Origin of the sequence: Nostoc sp., from assembly GCF_036917775.1 — a bacterium.
GTDB lineage: Bacteria > Cyanobacteriota > Cyanobacteriia > Cyanobacteriales > Nostocaceae > Nostoc.
This window is the reverse complement of record NZ_JBALEQ010000096.1, coordinates 16,521-37,824: the sequence shown is the minus strand read 5'-3', so window position 1 is coordinate 37,824 and position 21,304 is coordinate 16,521. Positions and strand designations below refer to the sequence as shown.

Annotated in this window: 19 protein-coding genes and 1 pseudogene; 12 read left to right on the top strand and 8 right to left on the bottom strand. The window is 39.5% G+C overall.

Annotated elements, in window-relative coordinates:
- Positions 1-62: 62 nt before the first annotated feature.
- Complete coding sequence (locus tag V7K69_RS19585) at positions 63-188, bottom strand: hypothetical protein (protein WP_335037254.1); 126 nt, start codon at positions 186-188, stop codon at positions 63-65.
- Here V7K69_RS19585 and V7K69_RS19580 point away from each other — a divergent pair.
- The 8 genes and pseudogenes from V7K69_RS19580 to V7K69_RS19550 all read left to right on the top strand — a co-directional run bounded on the left by V7K69_RS19580 (position 168) and on the right by V7K69_RS19550 (position 6,224).
- Positions 168-410, top strand: a complete 243-nt coding sequence (locus V7K69_RS19580; RefSeq protein ID WP_335037388.1) for a hypothetical protein — start codon at positions 168-170, stop codon at positions 408-410. The two genes, V7K69_RS19585 and V7K69_RS19580, sit on opposite strands and share 21 nt — an antisense overlap.
- 133 nt (positions 411-543) lie before the next feature.
- Positions 544-3,195 (top strand): DUF4114 domain-containing protein, encoded by a 2,652-nt coding sequence (locus V7K69_RS19575; protein WP_335037252.1) that lies wholly within the window; start codon positions 544-546, stop codon positions 3,193-3,195.
- A 97-nt stretch (positions 3,196-3,292) separates the two neighbouring features.
- A pseudogene (locus tag V7K69_RS33015) lies at positions 3,293-3,433 on the top strand (IS982 family transposase); the annotation flags it as partial.
- A gap of 41 nt (positions 3,434-3,474) precedes the next feature.
- The gene (locus tag V7K69_RS19570; protein ID WP_335037250.1) at positions 3,475-3,666 is read left to right on the top strand and encodes a hypothetical protein; all 192 of its coding nucleotides are present in this window, start codon (positions 3,475-3,477) and stop codon (positions 3,664-3,666) included.
- 145 nt (positions 3,667-3,811) lie between these two features.
- A complete protein-coding gene (locus V7K69_RS19565; RefSeq protein ID WP_335037248.1) occupies positions 3,812-4,024 on the top strand; it encodes a hypothetical protein in 213 nt (70 codons plus the stop codon).
- 296 nt (positions 4,025-4,320) lie between these two features.
- The gene (locus tag V7K69_RS19560) at positions 4,321-5,319 is read left to right on the top strand and encodes a sugar transferase (protein ID WP_335037246.1); all 999 of its coding nucleotides are present in this window, start codon (positions 4,321-4,323) and stop codon (positions 5,317-5,319) included.
- A complete protein-coding gene (locus V7K69_RS19555) occupies positions 5,320-5,790 on the top strand; it encodes an ATP-binding protein (protein ID WP_335037244.1) in 471 nt (156 codons plus the stop codon).
- Between the two features lie 110 nt (positions 5,791-5,900).
- A complete protein-coding gene (locus tag V7K69_RS19550; protein ID WP_335037242.1) occupies positions 5,901-6,224 on the top strand; it encodes an STAS domain-containing protein in 324 nt (107 codons plus the stop codon).
- Here V7K69_RS19550 and V7K69_RS19545 read toward each other — a convergent pair.
- From V7K69_RS19545 to V7K69_RS19530, 4 genes are all read right to left on the bottom strand, one after another.
- Positions 6,211-7,395, bottom strand: a complete 1,185-nt coding sequence (locus V7K69_RS19545) for a PP2C family protein-serine/threonine phosphatase (protein ID WP_335037239.1) — start codon at positions 7,393-7,395, stop codon at positions 6,211-6,213. The genes V7K69_RS19550 and V7K69_RS19545 overlap by 14 nt on opposite strands.
- Before the next feature lie 149 nt (positions 7,396-7,544).
- On the bottom strand, positions 7,545-11,435 hold the full coding sequence (locus tag V7K69_RS19540; RefSeq protein ID WP_335037237.1) for a response regulator: 3,891 nt from the start codon (positions 11,433-11,435) through the stop codon (positions 7,545-7,547).
- Entirely contained in the window at positions 11,425-11,994 is a 570-nt protein-coding gene (locus tag V7K69_RS19535; RefSeq protein WP_335037235.1) for a heme NO-binding domain-containing protein, read from the bottom strand. The genes V7K69_RS19540 and V7K69_RS19535 overlap by 11 nt, the downstream gene beginning before the upstream one ends.
- Before the next feature lie 760 nt (positions 11,995-12,754).
- Positions 12,755-13,684 (bottom strand): carbohydrate ABC transporter permease, encoded by a 930-nt coding sequence (locus V7K69_RS19530; RefSeq protein WP_335037233.1) that lies wholly within the window; start codon positions 13,682-13,684, stop codon positions 12,755-12,757.
- Between the two features lie 126 nt (positions 13,685-13,810).
- Here V7K69_RS19530 and V7K69_RS19525 point away from each other — a divergent pair, with 126 nt between their 5' ends.
- Both V7K69_RS19525 and V7K69_RS19520 read left to right on the top strand, forming a co-directional pair.
- Positions 13,811-14,473 (top strand): GIY-YIG nuclease family protein, encoded by a 663-nt coding sequence (locus V7K69_RS19525; RefSeq protein ID WP_335037231.1) that lies wholly within the window; start codon positions 13,811-13,813, stop codon positions 14,471-14,473.
- Between the two features lie 250 nt (positions 14,474-14,723).
- A complete protein-coding gene (locus tag V7K69_RS19520; protein WP_335037229.1) occupies positions 14,724-15,401 on the top strand; it encodes a DUF1003 domain-containing protein in 678 nt (225 codons plus the stop codon).
- A 68-nt stretch (positions 15,402-15,469) separates the two neighbouring features.
- Here the strand turns inward: V7K69_RS19520 and V7K69_RS19515 are convergent, their stop codons facing one another.
- Positions 15,470-16,252, bottom strand: coding sequence for an ABC transporter ATP-binding protein (locus tag V7K69_RS19515; RefSeq protein WP_335037227.1), 783 nt, complete (start codon positions 16,250-16,252; stop codon positions 15,470-15,472).
- 169 nt (positions 16,253-16,421) lie between these two features.
- The gene (locus tag V7K69_RS19510) at positions 16,422-17,264 is read right to left on the bottom strand and encodes a methyltransferase domain-containing protein (RefSeq protein WP_335037225.1); all 843 of its coding nucleotides are present in this window, start codon (positions 17,262-17,264) and stop codon (positions 16,422-16,424) included.
- 272 nt (positions 17,265-17,536) lie between these two features.
- On the opposite strand from V7K69_RS19510, the gene V7K69_RS19505 reads away from it, so the two are divergent.
- The gene (locus V7K69_RS19505) at positions 17,537-18,871 is read left to right on the top strand and encodes a TrkH family potassium uptake protein (protein WP_335037223.1); all 1,335 of its coding nucleotides are present in this window, start codon (positions 17,537-17,539) and stop codon (positions 18,869-18,871) included.
- 163 nt (positions 18,872-19,034) lie between these two features.
- Positions 19,035-19,730, top strand: coding sequence for a potassium channel family protein (locus tag V7K69_RS19500; protein WP_335037221.1), 696 nt, complete (start codon positions 19,035-19,037; stop codon positions 19,728-19,730).
- A 139-nt stretch (positions 19,731-19,869) separates the two neighbouring features.
- Here the strand turns inward: V7K69_RS19500 and V7K69_RS19495 are convergent, their stop codons facing one another.
- Positions 19,870-20,997, bottom strand: a complete 1,128-nt coding sequence (locus V7K69_RS19495; RefSeq protein WP_335037219.1) for a tetratricopeptide repeat protein — start codon at positions 20,995-20,997, stop codon at positions 19,870-19,872.
- Positions 20,998-21,304 lie beyond the last annotated feature (307 nt).

Here is a 21,304-nt window from a genome sequence, read left to right as displayed (position 1 = left end):
TTATTCTCAGCGACTTACTTATCACAGAATTTATATTTGTATAAAAAACGCTCTCTACTTCGCTAGCCCAAATCTGATAATTTGACTTCTTTTGGGTCGTCAGAAAACCACATTCCCCTAATTTGTGAAATTCCGTAATGCTTACCGTGGATTATAAAGCGATGTAAGTGAGAATAAGTCCACCCCATTACTATCTGGATGATTTAGTGCAAATCGGCGATTGTGCTGTCGCTCTTGGTTTTGATCCTATGCCAAATCATTGGACTAATGCCCAGGATAAACAATTCGCAATTCGCAATTCGCAATTACGTTTTGTGATAGCGAGTCTTCGAGCGTCTGGGGATTTAGACCCCAACACAAAACAAGCAACCCATAGGGGATGGGGTTTTAAACCCCTTTTAGTAGGATAAAACACAAATCTCTTCAGTCAAGCTTTATATAAGCTTTATATAAAAAGACGTACAAATACAGTTCTGTTTTCAGTATCATAAATTACACAATATTCGGTATAAAGGTTTGTTACGAAAATAAGAGCTGAAAGACATGACGACAATTTCTTACTTAAACAACTCAAACAATGGCATTTTTACTGTTGGTGCATCAGGTACAGTTAGTGTCGATTTTCTTTATGATGGTGGGCAGAAGAAAGGAGAGATAGCCATCTTCAGCCTTGAAGGTATGGAAAATCTAGAGGTAGGTTCCACAGCCTTTATTCAGGAAGCTACCAAACGCGCTCTTAGTAATTCTAGCTCTGGTTATGTAGTAGTGCGGGATGACATTGACCGCGCTCGTTTCACCAATATCAATGATGAATTAGCCTGGGAAAAAGATTATAACGGCGGTATTTACCAAGGAGCGCAAAAGTTCCAGATGGTGGCTGGAACTAAGTTTGCGATGATGTTAGTTTCAGACACCACAGTTGCAAAGATTGCACAAACTTCCTCTCCTAGCACTAGCAACGTTCTATTTTCTTTCGGTTCAGTCAACTCAACAGGACAAGTTTCCAGCCAAATTGCAGACATCACAGGTAAAGGAAATACCTTCGGTTGGGAAGATATTAATACCTTAAACTCAAACGTAACCGATCGCGATTTCAACGATATGGTAGTTCAGGTGTTGGGCGCAACAGCCACCGCACCCAGTTTCCAAGATTCCATTTATTCTAATCGCAACTGGTTAAATACCAATGTTGGCAAAGAATTAACACAATATGCTAACCGTCCTCAGTTTAATACAGGTACTTTCATAGTCGATGGTACAGGCCAAGTTCAACTTGACTATCTCTATGATGGCGGTTGGTATCAAGGAGAAGTAGCTGTATTTAGCCTCAAAGGTATGGACAAATACCAAGCAGGCTCCTTAGAGTTTCGCCAAGAAGCGATCGCGCGTGCTTTAAGTAACTCAACACAAGGTCATATCTTCATAAACGATCGCACAGAAGGCGCACGTTTTGCCCAGAATAATGCTACTTGGGAAGATAACTTTGGTGCTGGTAGTTACCAAGGCATTAAGTCTTTTAAGATGGACGCTGGGGACGAAGTAGCATTTATGCTAGTGCAAAATACCACCTTTGGTGAAGTTTATCAGCAACCTTCTATTACTTCTCAATGGGGTAAAGATGTTATTTTCTCTACCAATCAAAGACAGATAGTTGCAGTAGATAATAATGGGACTATAGCATTTGAAGATAACAGCGTGAGTGCTGGTAAGGCTGACCAAGATTTCAATGACCTGATTTTCCAAGCCAAAGGACTCAAAAGTAATAATACCAACAGTATCAACACAGAAATTAATTCCAGTCGTGATTGGCGAACCAGTGCTAGCGGAAAAGAATTACTCCAATATGCTAGCCAATCTAGATATACCGAAGGAGTATTTCAAGTTGGTGAAACTGGTAAAGTAACCTTTGACTTTCTTTACGATGGTGGCTGGTATCAAGGAGAGATGGCTGTATTTAGCCTCGCAGGAATGGAAAATTACCAAGCTGGTTCTCAGGCTTTTATTCAAGAAGCAGCTAAACGCGCTCTCAGCAATTCTAAATTAGGTTATGTGTTAGCTAAAGACCCCTCAGAAGGAGCGCGTTTCACTGAAAAAATGCCTTGGGAAGACAATTTTAATTCTGGAAATTATCGAGGAATGACAACTTTCGAGATGAATCCAGGAGATAAATTTGCCTTTATGTTTGTCCCCAATACTAATGTTCAGGAAATTAAAAATGCTCCGTGGCTCAATAAAGAAAGTCAGATGTGGCAATATGGTAAACTTCCTCTCTTTTCTATCCCCGAAGCTAATCCTAATATGGCTGTTGGACAGATTGTAGATGTAGATGGTAATGGAACTTTGGCTTTTGAGGATATTCCCACTGGTTCTAGTACTTCCGATCGCGATTACAACGATTTTGTTTTCCAAGTCAAAGGTGCTAAGGGAATTGTTCAGTCAATTGATAATTTCTCCAACTTTGAGAAGGATTGGCGTAGCACAACAGTAGGACAACAATTACTTGAATATTCTAACCGGGCATTGTTTGATGAAGGAGTCTTTGTTGCTAATCAAACTGGCCAAGTTAAAATGGACTTCCTCTACGATGGCGGTTATTATAGCCAAGGGGAAGTAGGTATCTTTAGCCTGCAAGGAATGGATATGTACAAAACCGGCTCCACAGCTTTCATGACAGAAGCAGTGCGCCGTGCTAATAGCAATACTTCCAGTGGCTACGTTGTGGTTCAAGATGCTCTAGAGGGGGCGCGTTTCACGGACAACGCTAACATTCTCAACTGGGAAACTAATTTTAATAATGGCTCGTATAAAGGCGAGAAAATTTATCAGATGCAAGGGGGAGATACTTTTGGTTTTGTTTTTGCAGCCAATGGAACTCTTAATGATGCTTTGACTGGACAAGGTGGTACAAGTAATAAACTTTTCTTCTCGATGTCGGCTGCTAATTTAAACAATACTGTACAAGTAGCAGATGTCTTGACAGGATCTAAAGGCGCGGTTATCGGTTTTGAAGATGTGGCTATTGATAGTAGTTCTAATCGAGACTACAACGATTTTGTAATTAGTCTAGGCGGAATTAAGACTGTTGATCTCCCCAATATCCAAGATGTCATAGCTTACAACCGCAATTGGGTGAATACAGATATAGGCAATGCAATTACCAACTACTTTAATACTCCCAGTTCGCCCATTTTTTAGTGAGTTAGGAAAAGTAGATAACCCAAGTTGCTAGTTAGTCTGATGGGTGTATTAAGCAATAAAATGCCCTCCAAGAAGAAAATTAGGAGGGCTATATACTAAACATTATATTGAAAGCGTGTTTAGTAGTATCACTTGTGTTTTCCCAAAATCAATATATGCAGTCACTTATGAAGGGTTTTTACTTAAGCTACAAGCATTTATTTTTTCTTTTACTCTTCAACAAGCTTTTATTTAATTAAGTAATTTATATAACAGCCAAATCATTTAAGTACTTGAATGCTGTCAACAATGGCATCGGTACGTTGGCGCTACGCGCCAACGCCACTTTGTTGCACGCGTAGGTGTAGCCCTACTGCTTACTGGTTGAGCTGGTTGATTGCTGGTGTTTTATTTACCCTTCAATGTCTAGCATCATTAGCGATCGCTCAATCTTACATAATTCCCACCTCATCCTCCCAATCTGTTTAATCGCCATCACCTACTTAATTTATCCCCTAGCGATGGTGTAAACAGCCTTAATCAGAAGAGAAAATCGCCTCAACATACTGGCCTTAATCACCAAGTATCCACCGATAACGTTTTAACGGCAATCTTTGCGCTATCGGGAATGGGAATGTGGGTGATCGTTTTACCTAAGTTTTTGGTAGCTCCCATCTGGATTATTCTCACGTTTAAATATCAACCTTGGCGGATGACTCAATCTTTGACTTTTGCCAAAGGCAGAAAAATTACCTCTTTTGCCTCCCGCGTTCTGGGAATTGAGTTACTCAGCATCTTTCAGGAAACGTGGATTATCCTATTGATTGGTCGATTTCTAAGTGTTTAAGCTTTAAGAGTATATTATTTTGCATTTAATGCCGGATTAGGGCTGAGTATAAGTGTAATAAATACTATCAGAGTATCATTATTCTCTGACCTATGTGATCTCAACTCTCAGGTAGTATTGTTTGCCGAGCGATATATGCAAAGTCTGCGTAAAATAGCCTTGGTGCGATTTATCAATGCTCCTAGACAAGTCTCAGTTTCGGATGTTTCCAATGCTTCAGCTATCGCTCTTTGCAATAGTTTAGAAAAGCGTTTTGCTCCAACTCTCGAAAAACTATCAGTAGGTATATCCAGATCATGAATCCTCATCCTAAAAACAAAATCTCTCTAGTTACCACTTGGCTAAATAATACTTTGTTAGTGCAGTTACCACCGCGATTAACTGTAATTGAGGCTGTAACCTTTAGAGAATCTTTTCAAACCTGGTTAGATGATTCTAGTTTAGCAAAAATCATCTTAGATTTTGGACAAACAACGATTATCGATAGTAGTGGTATTGGCTCATTGATTAGTAATCATAAATCAGCCCAGGCAAAAAACATTCAATTAATTTTTTGGAGTATCAATCCGCAAATAAAATTAGCGTTTTCTTTGGTCGGTTTAGACCGAATATTTAACATCGAATCCAATACAGAAGCAATTGTCCCTACCGCAACTCGCAAAAGTGAGCAACGCCCCCCCTTAACTCATCCCTCGGTGCGATCGCCAATGAAACGGGCCATTGATGTTGTCGGGGCGATCGTCGGATTGGCTGTTACTGGCGTACTCTTTGTACCGATTGCGATCGCGATTAAACTTGATAGTCCTGGGCCTATACTGTTTAGTCAAATTCGTTGTGGTTGGATGGGGCGACGGTTTCGCATTTGGAAGTTTCGGTCGATGGTGACAAATGCTGAAGCACTCAAAGCTACTATTCCTAACAAAGCTTCTGGCGCTTTTTTTAAAAATGATAATGACCCACGAATTACCCGCGTTGGGCGCTTTTTGCGTAAAACTAGCTTAGATGAATTTCCCCAATTTTGGAATATTCTTATAGGAGATATGAGTTTAGTTGGTACTCGTCCACCAACTCCAAATGAAATGGAACAATATGAGGTTGCAAATTGGCAAAGACTGGATGTCAGACCAGGACTCAGTGGCGAATGGCAAGTAAATGGTCGCTCAAAAATCCGTAATTTTGAGGATGTCATCGAACTAGATTTACGTTATCAAAAGAACTGGAGTTTACTTTACGATCTAAAGTTAATGTTAAAAACAATTATTGTTGTTTTCAATAAAGATTCAGGGGCAGTATAAATGTCACTGCAAACAGATTCATTGAGCTATAATTCTACACTACATGTTGCCAGTGATTTAGATGAAATGGCAACAGTAGTAGAATGGTTTGATCAATTCAACTGTCCACAACTACCTTATCAAGTGTGGATAGAAGGTCAAACTGCATTGATTGAGGGTTTTACAAATGTAGTTCGTCATGCTCATAGCCAACTGAATCCAGAAACACCTATTCATTTAACAGCGACGATTTTCTCTGAATATTTTCAGATTGCCATCTGGGATCAAGGTGCTATTTTCGATTTGGAAGCAGAATTAGATAAGCTCAATCAAAAAACTAGCGATTGCAATTTCAACCCTTTGGGTCATGAAGCACATTGGGGCTGTATTTTTCTATTGAAGCTTAGAAAAGACTATGGTTGGAATGTTAGTTATACTCGTGAAGCAGGTGAGAAAAACTGCTTATTACTCAAGAAAAAGATAACTTATTAAGTAGTAAATTTGCCCATAAATATGAGGCATAAATTCTTGAAAGTTTATATCTTTTTTTGCAACAAATTCTTTACTTACTTATCTCAGCAATAGGATCTTCAACAAACATCATGAATCATCAAGTAAAAGTTATTCAACCCTGTGGAATTTTTGATGGAAGAAAAGGTAGACAAATTAATGAAGAAATAAGCAAATTGATTGAATCCGGTATTGAAACTTTTTTGATTGATTTTCAATCTATCAAGTTTATGGATAGTTCTGGATTTGGCACCCTACTTTTAACATTGAGAATAGTAAAAGAAAAACAAAGCAGACTGGTAATTTGTTCAATCAATGAGCAAATTAAAATGATTTTAGATATTAGTGATACAACAAAAATATTTGAAGTTTTTCCAGATCAAGAATCATTCATCAATCAAGTTACTCAATGCTAAAGCTAATTTCTAGTAAGGAGCAGTCATCGGTAAATATTTGGCTGCCTGTGACATTTTTTATGGTATCTAAAATGGAGTCTAAATCAGTTTGGGATGACTGATTACATTTAGTAAGTAAATTGATAAAGCTGCTTAAATCCCACATATTACCATCAGACTTCTCAACTTCAAAAACTCCATCACTAAAAACATACAGTTTGCTACCAGCCTTAATGTCACACATCTCATTATAATATTCGTTTGTGGCATATACCCCAATGGGCAAGCTGCGGGTAATTAATTGTTTTACCTGTAACTCAGATTCAGTTGCAGGTGACAATAATAAAGCAGGAGGATGTCCAGCACTAGCGTAAGTTAGCTGGGAAGATTTTCGGTTAAAAACTCCATACCAGATAGTAAAGTACTGGTAATTTTGTTGCTCCATTTTAAATACATTATTCAAGCTTTGGAAAACTTCAGATGGATTATAAAGACTAGCTTGGGGGAGAGATTGCGATCGCAACAGATTTTGTATTGAAATTGAAGGCAGAGCCGCGGCCAATCCATGACCGGAGACATCAAGGAGGTACATTACTAAATTATCTTCATCTAGCCAATAGTAATCAAAACAATCACCACCCAATTGGTGGCAGGGTAAGAACCGGGAATTGATTGTAACTAATCCTGATATTGGTTTGGGAAGAATAGATTTTACATAATCCGCAGCTTCATTTAATTCTGTTTCTAACAGCTGTTTTTGAATCTGTAAATCTTGAGCTAATTTTTGGAGTTCTTGATTCAGCTGATACAATCTTAATCCCGCTCTTACCCGTGCTTTTAACTCATTCACCTCAATAGGTTTGCTCAAGAAATCATCTGCACCTGTATCTAAACCTTCAACTCGATCTTCTACAGCCTTTCGTGAGGTTAGCAAGATAAAAAAGGTTGTTGATAGAGATGGTTCAGATCTAATTTTGCGGCATACCTCTAAGCCATCCATTTCATCCATTTGCCAATCAGAAATGATCATCGCCGGATGGTACTTATAAGCTTGTTCTAATCCTTGTGCCCCACTGGATGCCAGAATTACTTCATATCCCTGAGCTTGAAGAGTTTGTTTTAAAACTAGTTGGATAATGCGATCATCATCAATTACTAAAATTTTTACTTGGGAATTAGGTATTTGAGCCATATTTTATAGAGATTAATAGTTTGTTAACCCAACTTGATTACCCGTAGGGGCAATTTATGTAACTAGAAAGCGTCTACTCTACGAGTTCTCCAACGGAGTACCCGCAGGGTATTGTCCCTACATTTCGTACTTGCTGCGTAAGTCCTACTTTAAGAAGAATAAAGGCTTTGAAGAGCCGTAATGACATTTTTATATTCACTCTCTAGATGATTAATCAGCCCAGACAGTTGATCTAATGATTGAGTTATAGCAGCATTTTCTAAGGTTTCACATATATTGCCCAGTTTGACAGCACCAATACTAACACTGGGCGATCGCAGAGCATGAGCTGCTTTTTGCAACTTTGATCGGTCTTCAGCAGCAATAGCCTCTTTAATTGTCTCTATTCTAATAGGAGTATCTTCTAAGTAAATTTCGATCAGTTCTGCAACTAGCTGATCACCATCGCTGCCTCCCATGTTTTGTAGTTCTTGCAGAAAACGTTGGTCAATTGCCTCTTGTAGATCGGAATTTGAGGATTTAGAGAGTAATGCAGATTCAGATAAATCAATCAGATCGGGAGACTCTGAATCTTGATATTGCTGAATATCAAACTTTTTCAGAACCGCTTCAAGCGCCTCAATGCGAATCGGCTTACTAATATAATCATCCATCCCTACCCTTAAGCACTCCTGGCGATCTTCCAGGCGAGCATGAGCAGTCATCGCAGTTATCCAGGGTTGAACATTAGGAGAGAATTCTTGACGAATCCGAATAGTTGTTTCCCAGCCATCCATTTCCGGCATTTGGATGTCCATAAACACAATATCGTAGCGTTGCCGTTGCAAGGCTTCTAGAGCTTCACACCCATTATTAGCCACATCCGCTCGAAAACCCAACCGTTGCAGCATCTTAAGAGCAATTTTCTGGTTTACCAACACATCCTCAACTAAGAGAATCTTGAGTGGCAAAGTTTGGCCAAGTTGGACATTAATTGTTGGGAGATTTGGTGTAGGTAAGCGAGAGTAAGAAGCAATGCTAGTTTTAGAATCAATTCCTTGGGTAGACCAACTACCACGCACAATTCCTAAGAGTGTATTGTGTAACTGGTAGTGTCGCACAGGTTTATGCAAAAAGGCAGTAAACTCAGAGGCTACCTGCCTTACCTCTAAAGTTTGCTTGCCTTTAAAACTCAACATCACCAAAGGTAAAGCTTGCCGTTTTGGTATAGCCCGAATTTGAGCCGTCAGATCGAGGATATTCAGATGGGGGCTATCGATATCCAATATAATTAGGTCAAATGGATGTTGTTGTATTAAGCAAGGGACGACAGCACTTAATTCTATCGGTTGGACATTTACTCCCCAACTGTGAAGTTTCCAGGTTAAGCATTTCCTCAAATTAATGTTATCTACTGCCAAGAGTAATCTCTTGCCGATAAGCTCTGGATAAATACTCAAAGAATTATCAATGGCAGAAGGATCAACTTGTAGCATTAGTGTGAAATAGAAAGTAGAACCTTTAACAGTTCCACTTTCGACCCACATTCTACCCCCCATAATTTCACTCAGGCGCTTGCTGATCGCTAATCCTAAGCCAGTACCGCCATAACGTCGAGTCATGGAGGCATCGACCTGGCTAAAGGGCTTAAACAGTCTATCTAGGCGATCGCTAGGTATACCAATACCTGTATCGCTAACGGCAAATAGAAATTCATAATATACGTGATCGGAAGTTGTGGTTTCCGGCTTGATAACTTGCTGCTGTAAAGTGATCGTGACAACGACTTCTCCAACATTGGTGAACTTGACAGCATTGCTCACTAAATTCCAGAGAATCTGGCGCAACCGGGTAATATCACCAACGATCAGAGTTGGTGTGTGTGGTTGCAATTCATATATCAGCTCGATGCCTTTCAAAGCTGCTTGCGGAGCGAGCAAATCTAGGGCTTCTTCCACACAAACTTGCAAGTCAAAGGGTTGTTCTTCTAACTCTAAATTGCCAGACTCAATCTTAGAAAAGTCGAGAATATCATTGATAATAGTCAATAAGGCATCGCCACTGTTACGGATAGTCTCTACATAATCGAGTTGCTCAGGTTTAAGAGGAGTATCTAAAAGTAATCCAGTCATGCCGATGACCGCATTCATCGGAGTACGAATTTCATGGCTCATGGTGGCGAGGAAATTACTCTTAGCCATATTGGCAGCCTCGGCTGCTTGCTTGGCAAGGTTAAGCTCTTCATTTTGTTGTGCTAGCAAATCGGCTTGACGGGTTTCTTTAACCAGCAATTGTGCTTGGGTGAGGGCAATACCCATTTGATCTGCTAGATGTCTGAGGAGATCGATTTCTAATTCAGTCCACTCCCTGGGGCGATTGTGCTGGTAGAGAATTAATAATCCCCACAAATCTTTCCGCACCAAAATTGGTACGATTAGATTAGCTTTCACCTGACACTGATCCATTTGGCAGAGTTTAAATCCTGTTACCCCTAAATCTGAAATGGCTGTAATTTGTCCTTCACGATACAAATCTAAGTATCGATCCTGAAGACAAACATCACAGATATCCTTGTTTAAAATCACTGACCATTCCGGGACTACTGCTTCCTGAACAATTTCACCAGAACCATCAGATTTAATTTGGAAAATTAGAACGCGATCGGCCTGTAAAATACGCTGAACTTCCGTTACCGTTGTCTGAAGAATTTTTTCCAGTTGCAAGGACTGACGAATTTCTTCAGTAATTTGCTTGAGCAGAAGAGTGCGTTGATACTGCTCCTGTAAAGCTTCTTCTGCCTTTTTGCGTTCGGTAATATCTAAATGAGTTCCGACTATTCTCAAGAATTTTCCTTGGGAATCACGGTTTACCAACTTACCGCGATCCAAAATCCACTTCCATTTTCCTGATTTCGTTAGAAAGCGTGCTTGCACCTCATAGAAAGGTGTCTTACCCCTGAGGTGAGCTATCAGCCGTTGTTGCATCAACCGTCGATCTTCTGGATGGATCAACTTATTAATAATTTTAATATTGTCTTCCAGTTCCTCTGGCTCATAACCCAGCATTGTATACCAGCGTGGGCTACGATAAACTTCTCCAGTTACTAAATTCCAGTCCCAAAGCCCTTCGTCTACTGCATCCAGCGCCAATTGTAACTGTTCTTGACTCGATCTCAGGGTATTTTCTGATTTTTTCCTGAGGGTAATGTCACGATATTTCCACAAATGACCATAAAATTTCTGATCAACTACAATCGGTACATAATCTTGTTCAAAGATTCGTCCATCTTGAAGTTGCCACTCCTGATTGAGAACTATTTCCCCTTGGCTCAATATCTCATCTAAGCGCTGGATAAATCGTTCTGGCTCAACAAAAAGTTGTTTACTCATTTGGGATGCTTCCCGACAATCCAGTCCCTGTAAAGCTTCTGGAGCAAGGTTAATACTAAATAGATTGCAGAACTCTTGATTTGCCAGAACCACGTGTCGGTTCTCATCTTCTAGCAAAATACCAATATGTAAACTTTCAATCAGCTTTGTCAGTCGAGAAGCCGTGGTTCTTAATTCTACCCGTTGTTCTGTAAGTTTCGCGGTTAATTTTTTGGCATCTGTCAGAGCTGAATTCTTAGCTTGTAAGAGAAACAGATAATCTGCAACTGAATCATATAGAGGAAAATCATCAATGCTTAGTTCGAGCTTTTTAAGAGCGGTAATATCAGTAATCCAGGGAGAGCCAAGAAATACCAGATGATTACTATCTTCCACATATACTATCTGTCCCTTTAGCTGCATATCTTTGTGATGGGATTGCAAAAGAAACAGCGATCGCGTCTGTTGACAAATGGCTTCAAAACTAACCGGACAGTTAGGGCGATTGATGCGGAAATGTTCTTGTAAGGAACTATTGAGGATGTTAATAGGTTCTAAAATGCGCTGAAGCACCTCACCCACCTGGACAATCTTCATCTCTCGATCTATGACCAGATGGAAGGGAAACAATGCTGCAAATTGGTCAGCACTAAGACTGAATTGCTTTGACCCGATAGCATTATTATTTGTCATCAGACTGAGAATCTTTATATTTAATAGAGAAGATATCGTGAGGATCTCCCTGTTCACGAAAACTAATTTGGGTAACATCCACCTTGGTATCAAAGCGTTTTGCCAAGCCGTGGAGTAGACCAATCACCATTGAAGATAATCCTTGCCGAGTCGATTGGTAGTGGAGATCCATAGATTTATCACTGTTGTGTTCACACTTAAAAGATGGGGGACGAAGTTCCGAAAAACTCAAACCCACCCGAGCATGAAGATTGTCAAGATTCTCTATAAACTGGGGTAAGGAGTTGCCAGCGCTGTCTAAAAGCTCTCCATAGCCTTCTTCGGCAGTATAAGTCAGCCAGTATTCTCCAAAGGCTTTCAGAATTTCGTGTGCAGGCATACTCAATACCTCACAAGCGGCTTCAACTAAGGAATAGGTAACATCGTCAGGATAACCATCCATACCAATAAAAAAGTCAATATCCTCAAGTGCAGCCTTTTGTTTAATGGTTTCCCAAGTATCCTCACCGTGGTATTTGCAAATCATATCTTGAATTGCTTTGTTGACTAGACCGTACATTTTCTTGGCTCCTATGTATTTAGAAAACAGAACTTACTTAAGTAAACTTTTGAGATTAAAAGTATTTTTAATCAGATAAAAATTGAATATAGCCTATAATCAGTAATTTCTTAAAATTTATAACCTTCGTTCTTATATTTGCTCTTCTGGTATAAAGTAAATTTTTTAAAGAGCTGTCAAGTTTCCTTCTGTCGGTTCGCTGACTAATTGAAATGTTTGTGTAACCCTTACTTTTTCGTAGTAAATTGCGATCGCCTATAGTGGGATGTAGTTTGAATAAGCAGGGTAAGCAGGGGAAGAAAGAGGTTATTGTTCAGTAATTCTTCTCTCCCCTGCTTCTCTTCTCCCCCTGCCCCCTGCCTCAACCAAAAATTCTTTAACAGAACGGTATTAAGGTGTAGCCCATCGCGCTCTAAACAAGTATTTTACTCAAGCTAATCCAGTATGGATTTCGCACCCTTTATCCTCAATTTGGTAAAAAATTCTCAGTTAGTCTTGATGTGAGTCGTTATGTGCGTTTAATAGACTGTTCAGAGGCAATTCAACCAGTATATTATGTCACTTTATTTTCCGCCACTATAATATTTATGCTGGAATTACTAAGATTCCACACATACCTACAAAGGTAATTCAAGTCTGCCAACCTTTCGTAATTGAGCGCTGCACAATGCTTGTAGTCAATTCATTGTCCTCAAGCACTGATAACGAATAATGTAAATTTTTGTATCAAATTTAAATATTTATGGAATTAAGTAAATATTCAGATTGTGATATTATCTCCACCTTCTTGATTGATAACTAATCGCAAAATTGATAACCCTAAAATTATCAAAAATAGCACTAAACCAATTGTGCAAGCATAGCTGATTTCTAAGTTACTAAAAGCTTGCTCATATAGGTAATAAACAATCGTTTTTGAGCTACTGAGTGGGCCCCCTTGGGTCATAATGTATACTTCTTCAAAAACTTTGGTTGCAGAAATAGCTGAAATCACCGCTACTAATGCTAAATATGGCTTCATCAAAGGTATGGTAATATCCCAATGTTTGCTGATACCATCGGAACCATCGATCGCACCAGCTTCGTATACATCAGCAGGAATTGATTGCAGCCCCGCTAAATAAATCACCATATAGTAGCCTAGTCCCTTCCACACGGTGACAGCCATAACGCTGGCAAGAGAAATTGGTATAATACCAAAAATTTTCGCTGGACTAGTTAGCCAAGGAATACCTTCTGGAAAAAGCCCCAAAGCCTTTAAGAACTGATTCAGTAATCCATTTTCTGCATACAGCCATTTCCAAGCTATTCCTGCAACCACCATTGAAATTACTACTGGGGTGTAGTAGGCTGCTCTAAACCAATTCATCCCCCGCAGTTTCTGATTGACCAAAATTGCCAGCAATAAGGGAGCAATTACCAAAATTGGGACTACGCCCACAAGATATAAAAAAGTGTTTTCTAAGGTTTTCCAAAAAACTGCATCCTTCCAAAGTTTAAGAAAGTTGGCGAAACCTATCCATTGTGGCGGCTGGGCGATATCTTCATAGCTAGTAAAGCTGAGGTAAAACGCTTGCAGCGCAGGCAAAAAGACTGTTAACCCCAAAAGAACCAAGGCAGGTAGTAAAAATAAATAGGGGGTAAGTCGCTGTTTGATGAATATCCAATTTTTAGGTGTCAATTGATTCATATAAGGTCTAATAGTTGTTTTCGCTTTGTCAGCAAGAATTTGGGGATGTGAGTAGATTTAAGCTTCAATATTCTAAAGGCATATATTTGCTTGCGTCGCTAATTAATAACTCAGAGATCAACTACGATGGAAACCCAGCACAATCCGCCAATTGAACATCAAAATGTCCCCATAAACCACCGTGGGCTACATGAATTTTTGTATAGTTCCGATGATGAACACACTGCCATTGAGGTGAGTATAACCCCTGAGCTGGCAAACAATGGTACTGAAATCATTGGCCTTGAGACTTGGAGTGCATCTGCTCAGAACGCTAAAATTGCAGGTGTTTACTCAGTATTAGATGCAGAACGCCGCGTGCAGTACATTGGCTATTCTCGAAATGTGTTGCTTTCCCTAAACAGTCATATCACCCAAAATGGTCAGGAAAAGTGTGCTTTTGTGCGCGTTCAAGCATTCAAGTTCCCCAAGCGTCAAGATATGGAAGATTTGCGAGATGCGTGGATAGCAGAACTCGAAACCACACCACCTGGTAATGCGTCCGAAAGCGAAATGTGGGCTAGTACAGTAGGTGAAGCTGCAAAGGCGGTAATGTCGGAGGCGGAACGTCAAGCTTATGAAGAGAAAAAGCTAAAACTGCGGAAAGCAATGGCTGATACAACCCTCTCCAAAGAATCAGAAACAATAGATGCGAGTATAGCTGAACGTCAGCGTCAACTTGAAGCTGCTGTGACAAATGATGACTGGAGTGTAATTATCGATGCACAGACACAAGAAACCAAATCTTAGGATGAGTGTTCAGTTTGCTCGTTATTTTCCTACTAGATAGCTCATCGCTTTACAGAATGAGCTATCCAAATGTTTAGATGAATATTTTTGCTGACGCAGCTTTAGGGATCTATCTGAAGATAGTTTTTTGCTTACCATCACTTTTTTCTATCATTTTGAAAAAAAACAATATTTGCTCCTATCGTTTAACCAGCGTACATTAAAAGTCATCAGGATAAACACAGGCAGAAATAACGCCAAGAGGTGCAACATGAATCCATTCAAAAAAGTATCGTCTAACAATGTTGATGCCAAAGTAGCTCAAAAACCTCAAGTTGTAGAGATACAACCAGCAGTCCAAAACACTTCCACTCAAGAACTGACTCGCGGACAACGCCTTGCTGATAAATTTGCAGCGCAAGTGGGTTCTTGGGGATTTCTCATTGGGCAAAGCACTGTTTTGGCCGGATGGGTTGGTATCAACTTAATGCCTGGGGTTCCCCATTGGGATGAATCACCTTTCATGATGCTTAATTTAGTGTTTTCATTTGCCTCAGCCTACACAGCACCCATCGTCTTGATGAGTCAAAATCGCCAGTCTGATACCGATCGGAAAAACTCCGAAATTGACCATCAGGTGAATTTAAGGGCTGGACAAAATATTGAACTTCTCCATGAAAAATTGGATGACTTACATACTCAGCAACTAAACGAACTAACCCAAATTGTCAAAGAACAGCAGCGAGTTCTTCATGAGCTTAAAGTAAGTCTGGTAAATGAATCTAAAGAGGTTAAAGAGATTAAAGAGTTTAAAGTGAGTGTATTGCCAGGAATATATGTCCAAAATGGCGCTCAATTACCCAAGCAAGTTATTGTTAATAAAGCTTTCAATTTTGATCAACCAATTGGTGACAATAACAAAGTTATTGATAAGTTAATCCGTCGATAAATATTTCAGATAAAGAAGGCATTTCCCAAGGGTACATTTGACTGGCTTGCATCAGAAAAGTAATTGGCTCATAACGATACAGCAGAAATTGCACAAACTTGTAAACCCACAGGTGTCTGAATAATCACAGATTCCACACCAAATACTTGGGCGATCGCACTTGGTGTCAGAACTTCTTCAGGTTTGCCAACTTCCCAAAGATGACCTTGTTTCAATAAAGCAATGCGAGAACTATATCGTGCCGCTAGGTTTAGTTCGTGTAGAACGGTAACAATAGTTAATTCTTGCTGTTGATTCAGATTTTTTAGTAATTCCAATAATTGTAATTGATAGTTGATATCTAAAAAAGTTGTAGGTTCATCTAATAATAAAACTTTTGGTTCTTGCGCTAGTGCTAAAGCTAAAAAAGCGCGTTGTCTTTCACCACCGGAAAGTTCTTCAACTAAGCGATCGCTCAATTTTTCTAGTTGCGTCTTTTTAATTGCAGCTTCTACTTTAACCCAATCTTGGGTGTTTAACTCCCATTGCCACCAAGATTGATGCGGCGTGCGTCCTAAACTTACTAATTGTCGTACTGTTAAGCCCACGGGAACGGTTTGTTGTTGCGGTAATAATGCGAGTTTCTGGGCAACCAAATTTGGGGGTTGGGAATGAATTGCTTTGCCATCAAGTAGAACTGTTCCCTGCTGTGGGGAAAGAATACGACTCAGTAATTTTAATAAAGTAGATTTACCTGAGCCATTAGCACCAACCAAACTCAACCATTCTCCTGTTTGTAGAGTGAGGTTAATGTCTTGAACAATTGGTACTGTGGTGTAACCGCCTGTGAGGTTTTGCAGTTCGAGTGGCATTTCAGCAATTTAACAATAAAAAACTTAATTTTAGAAGGTTTCCCCGATATCTGCATGAGAATTTACAAGCTTTGCGATCGCTCCAAATCTTGTATTAAGTATAATAATGTATCACTAGGAACATTTACTCTAATGCTCCTAGATTACATCTTTTTGCTGAAGTGGAATTCTACTTATTGCCGCACAATAAGCCAAATCGAATTAACCCACGCTCATAACCGCGACGCATTAATCCCAGTGATAATGCCCCTTGGATGGTAGTCCAACCAGCATTTAGTAAACCCCAAAGCGCCTGGGGAGTGAATGCAGAATCAATTACCACATTCCAAAAGGGGGCGACAGCAGTTGACCAATCAGCAGTGCAAATATTATGTAATGGTAGCTGGTGTGCGATCGCTTCATACTCTGGCAAAGAAATCACATAAGGTAAGCAATACACCCGATAAATATCCTGCAAGTGCTTTTCCTCATCTGCCGTTAATGGAGACTCATTAGTTGGTCGATGACACCAAGTCACCATAATTAATTTACCGCCAGGCTTCAATACTCGATAACACTCCTGGAGAAACTTGGTTTTATCTGGCATGTGTTCGCCACTTTCTAGCGACCAAACCAAGTCAAAAGAATTGTCAGCAAAGGGCATTGCTTGAGCATTTGCGACTTGGAATTGTGTTCTCAGACTCAAATTAGCTTCTGATGCACGTTCCGTTGCTCTGGCTGCTTGTACAGGACTCAATGTAATCCCTGTAGCCTTAGCATTAAACTTCTGCGAAAGGTATAAAGAACTACCGCCGATGCCGCAACCCACATCTAAGATATTTTCTGCTGCTTCTACCTTTGCCCAATTGAGCAATTCTTCGATTAAATCAATTTGAGCCTGACGACGGTCTTTTTTCTGGGTACCATCAGCGCCGTAATAGCCGTGGTGCATGTGTTCGCCCCAAATCTGTTCCCACAGACCAGATGAAGCATCGTAAAATTGCTGAATTTGCTCGTAAAGTGTTGCACTCATGAAAAAGTAGTATTGAGACGAAGTAGAATTCAAAAAAACATACTGGTAGACTACCATGTATGTTTTTGATTAAATAAGGGTATTTTTGTTCTAAGAAAGCTAAACCGGACTTAATCCTCTTTAGAAAAATTTCTCAGTTTTACCTGAACAAACTGTTCTTGCTCAAAATTATACCAACTATCCAAAAAACATACGATATCCAAGAGGCGTAAACCCAGGTTACATCTAACGTTCTTAACTACGAATTACGAATTACGAATTACGAATTAATTATGACTGTTGCTCGGACAATTTGTTTAGGATTTTTGGCTGTCATTGCTGTCGGTACTATCCTGTTGATGATGCCTTTTTCGACTAGCAATGGTACATGGAATAACCTAATTGTGGCACTATTCACCTCGACATCCGCAGTTTGTGTCACAGGTTTATCAGTAGTTGATCCTGGTACTTATTTTTCCTTTTGGGGTCAATTGTTTATTGCACTATTAGCTCAGATTGGCGGGTTGGGCTACATGACAACTACCACATTTCTGATTTTGCTTATTGGCCGTAGATTCGATATGCGGCAAAAGATAGCAATTCAACAAGCTTTAGATCGACCAGGAATGAGTGGTAGCGCCCAAGTTATCCGTTCAATTATTGCCACAACATTAATTTTTGAGATTACAGGCATATTCTTACTTCTACCAGCTTTTGTTCCTGAGTATGGATGGAGTAAAGGACTTTGGTTAGCAATTTTTCATAGTATCAACGCTTGGAATAACGCTGGTTTTAGTTTATTCAAAGATAACTTAATTGGATATCAGTCATCTTTCTTAGTAGTCTTTACCATCACAATGTTAATTATCTTTGGGGGAATTGGCTATCAGGTAATTTTGGAAATGTACCTTTGGTTGCGCGATCGCCTTTTTAAAAAAAATCATAACCAAAGATTTTCTCTAGATTTTAAAGTTGCAACTAGTACAACAATTATATTGTTAGTAATAGGATTAATTGCATTCTTTTGTATAGAGATCAGAAACCCAGAAACATTTGGGTCTCTAAATTTTAGTGACCAGATATTACTAGCTTGGTTTCAATCAGTGACTCCTAGAACTGCTGGTTTTAACACTATAGATATTGGCAAAATGACCAATGCAGGTCTATTTATTACGATTGCACTAATGTTTATTGGTGCAAGTCCAGGTGGTACGGGAGGAGGCATGAAAACAACAACTCTCAGAGTCTTAACCAGTTGCACCAAAGCGATTCTTCAGGGGAAAGAAGAAGTCTTATTATACGATCGCAAGATAGCAATATCTTTAATTTTGAAAGCCGTGGGTGTTTTGGTGGCTTCAGTCGCAACCGTGATTTTAGCTACTGTCTTAATCAGCCTTACAGATCCAAAGTTGGATTTTATTCAAATTTTGTTTGAAGTGGTATCAGCCTTCGCTACTGTCGGACTTTCTACAGGTATTACAGGAACTATCTCTATAACAGCAAAGCTCATCCTCATTATAACTATGTACATTGGACGAGTAGGTGTTTTACTACTGATGTCCGCAGTACTAGGAGATCCTCGCCCTACCAGAATTCACTATCCTGAAGAAAATCTCCTCGTGGGATAGTTAGGGATGGGAAGTAGCGGGATAATAATTCTTGACAACTCACTAATGACTAATGACTAAACTGATAAAATATACATTGAAAGGCAAAAAATAAGATTTTTAATTCAAATATTATAACCGTTTTTTGCCCTAAATACAGGGAGCCATTATAAGGATAAAAAGGGTGAATCTTTCATCATTAAGTTTTTTTCGCAGTTTACGTAAAGATAACCAACAATTTGCTGTAATTGGATTAGGTCGTTTTGGTAGATCGGTCTGTTCTACACTGCATAAGTTTGGTTATCAAGTGTTGGCAACAGATATTGATGAAAAACGAGTTTCAGAAGCATTGACTGAGGGAATAGTTGGTCATGCTTTGCAATTAGATTCTACAGAACCAGCCGCACTAAAAGAAGCTGGAATTTTTGAATTTGATACTGTAATTGTAGCGATTGGCAACTACGTTCAAGAAAGCATTATAACCACCTTAAATGTGAAAGAGGCTGGCGTACCTCATGTAGTCGCCAAAGCTTCTAGCGAAGTTCATCGTAAACTATTACGGCGAGTGGGAGCAGATCATGTTGTTTTTCCTGAGTATGAAGCAGGTTGTGCCCTAGCGCGTACACTTACTAAACCAGCAATCTTAGATCGATTTGATCTAGACCCAGATAACAGTATTGTAGAGTTGATTGTGCCTGATGAATTTCACGGTAGAACAATCACCGAACTTCAACTTCGTAACCGCTACGGTTTAAATTTGCTAGCGGTGAGCCAGGATGGTAAATTTCAGATTAATCCTGACCCTACCAAACGTTTAGAACGTGGTTCAGCAATGGTAGTTATTGGCTGCAATAAAGATATCAATCGTTTGCCGATTTAAAAAATTTAGAAGTCATTCAATTTTAGATTTTAGATTTTTCCTTCAATCCAAGTTGCACTGTAAGCACACCAAAATTGCTACTCAAAATCTAAAATTGGCAGAGTTAGAAGTTATTAATTTATTTCTAACTCTGATTTTTTTATTGTCCAGAACTCGTTGAAGTAGATTGTTGTTCAACTGAGACAGGATTTTCTAGTTGATTTGGCGTTTGTGGCTCAGGTGTTTGTACTACATTATTTGTGTTGTCTGAAGCCTTAGAAGGAGTAGCTGTTTGACTGGCTTGAGGCTGTTGTGGCTGAATTTTCTGGGCAATTTGCTGCATTAGCTGTTCAATTTTTTCAGCTTGCTCAATGTTCCCTTGCTCACGATACTCTGTATGGGCACGTTTCAAGACTCCGTTAGCTTTCTTGATGTCGCCTTGATTATATAAAGTGACTCCCAAATTATAATAAGCTGAGGCGTTTTTAGGATTTAGGCGAATGGCTTGCCGATAAACAGAAATAGCCTCAGAAGCTTGTCCTTGGATTGCTAGCAAATTTGCCATGTTGTTGTAAGCTGTGGCATTTTGAGGATCTGACTGCAAGACTTGACGATAAGTTGCGATCGCTTGCTCTGTTTGACCTTGTTGTTGCAAGGCGATCGCTAAGTTAAAATAGGCGTTGGCATTGCTGCTATCTAAATTAATTGCTTGCTGGTATGTTGCGATCGCTTCCGGTAGCTGTCCTTGTTCATACAGCACCAATCCCAGATTATACAGCGCTGCTACCTTTGTGGGATCTATCACAAGGCTTTGACGATAAGCCGTAATCGCAGCATCTTTTTGTCCCTGACGATGCAGAACTAGCCCTAAGTTGTAATAAGCTTCACTAAAATTAGGATTAATCCTAATCGCCTCTGTATATTCTTGTAAAGCTACATCTAGGCGATTTTGCTCCATGAATATATTACCCAAATAATTTAGCGCAGCCCCAAGGCTAGGATCTCGCTGCAATGCCTGACGAAAGGCATATTCTGCACCCTGTAGGTCTTTGCGGTTATAGCGCGTGACTCCCTGTTGGAAAAAGCTCGCTGCTTCAAGATCCTGAGAAATTGCAGTTTCTGCTAGCAGCTTGCTTCCTGGAAAATTAGTAATTGCCGGTGCAACTAAGACCAAAAACGCAGAGAAAGCAAACAGAAGTCTGAACAGGGGCTTTTTCTGAACAGAGTTTTGGTGAAATAAGAAGTGTAACCACGACTGAGTTTGACTTTTTCTAGACAGGAGTGACATAGATGTACTTATGCTCATATCTTTATAAGTCAGAATACCCACCACAGCATGAAAAATTGCAAATCAAAAAATTAAGAATTTCTCACCTGGGAGTATCCGACTTTTGTGAAAACACCCTTGTCCTTGTTCAGCTGCTCTGCACACCATAGTTAGTGCAATATTCTACAGGTTTTATAATTTGCTAATAAGCAAATTTAAATAAACTATTCTTTTCCTTTCATGCCATTTTTCTTGACTATATTTGACAAATTTAATTATGAAATCACGCATAAAATTAATTGTCTTGAATATTGCAATTCCGCAATAA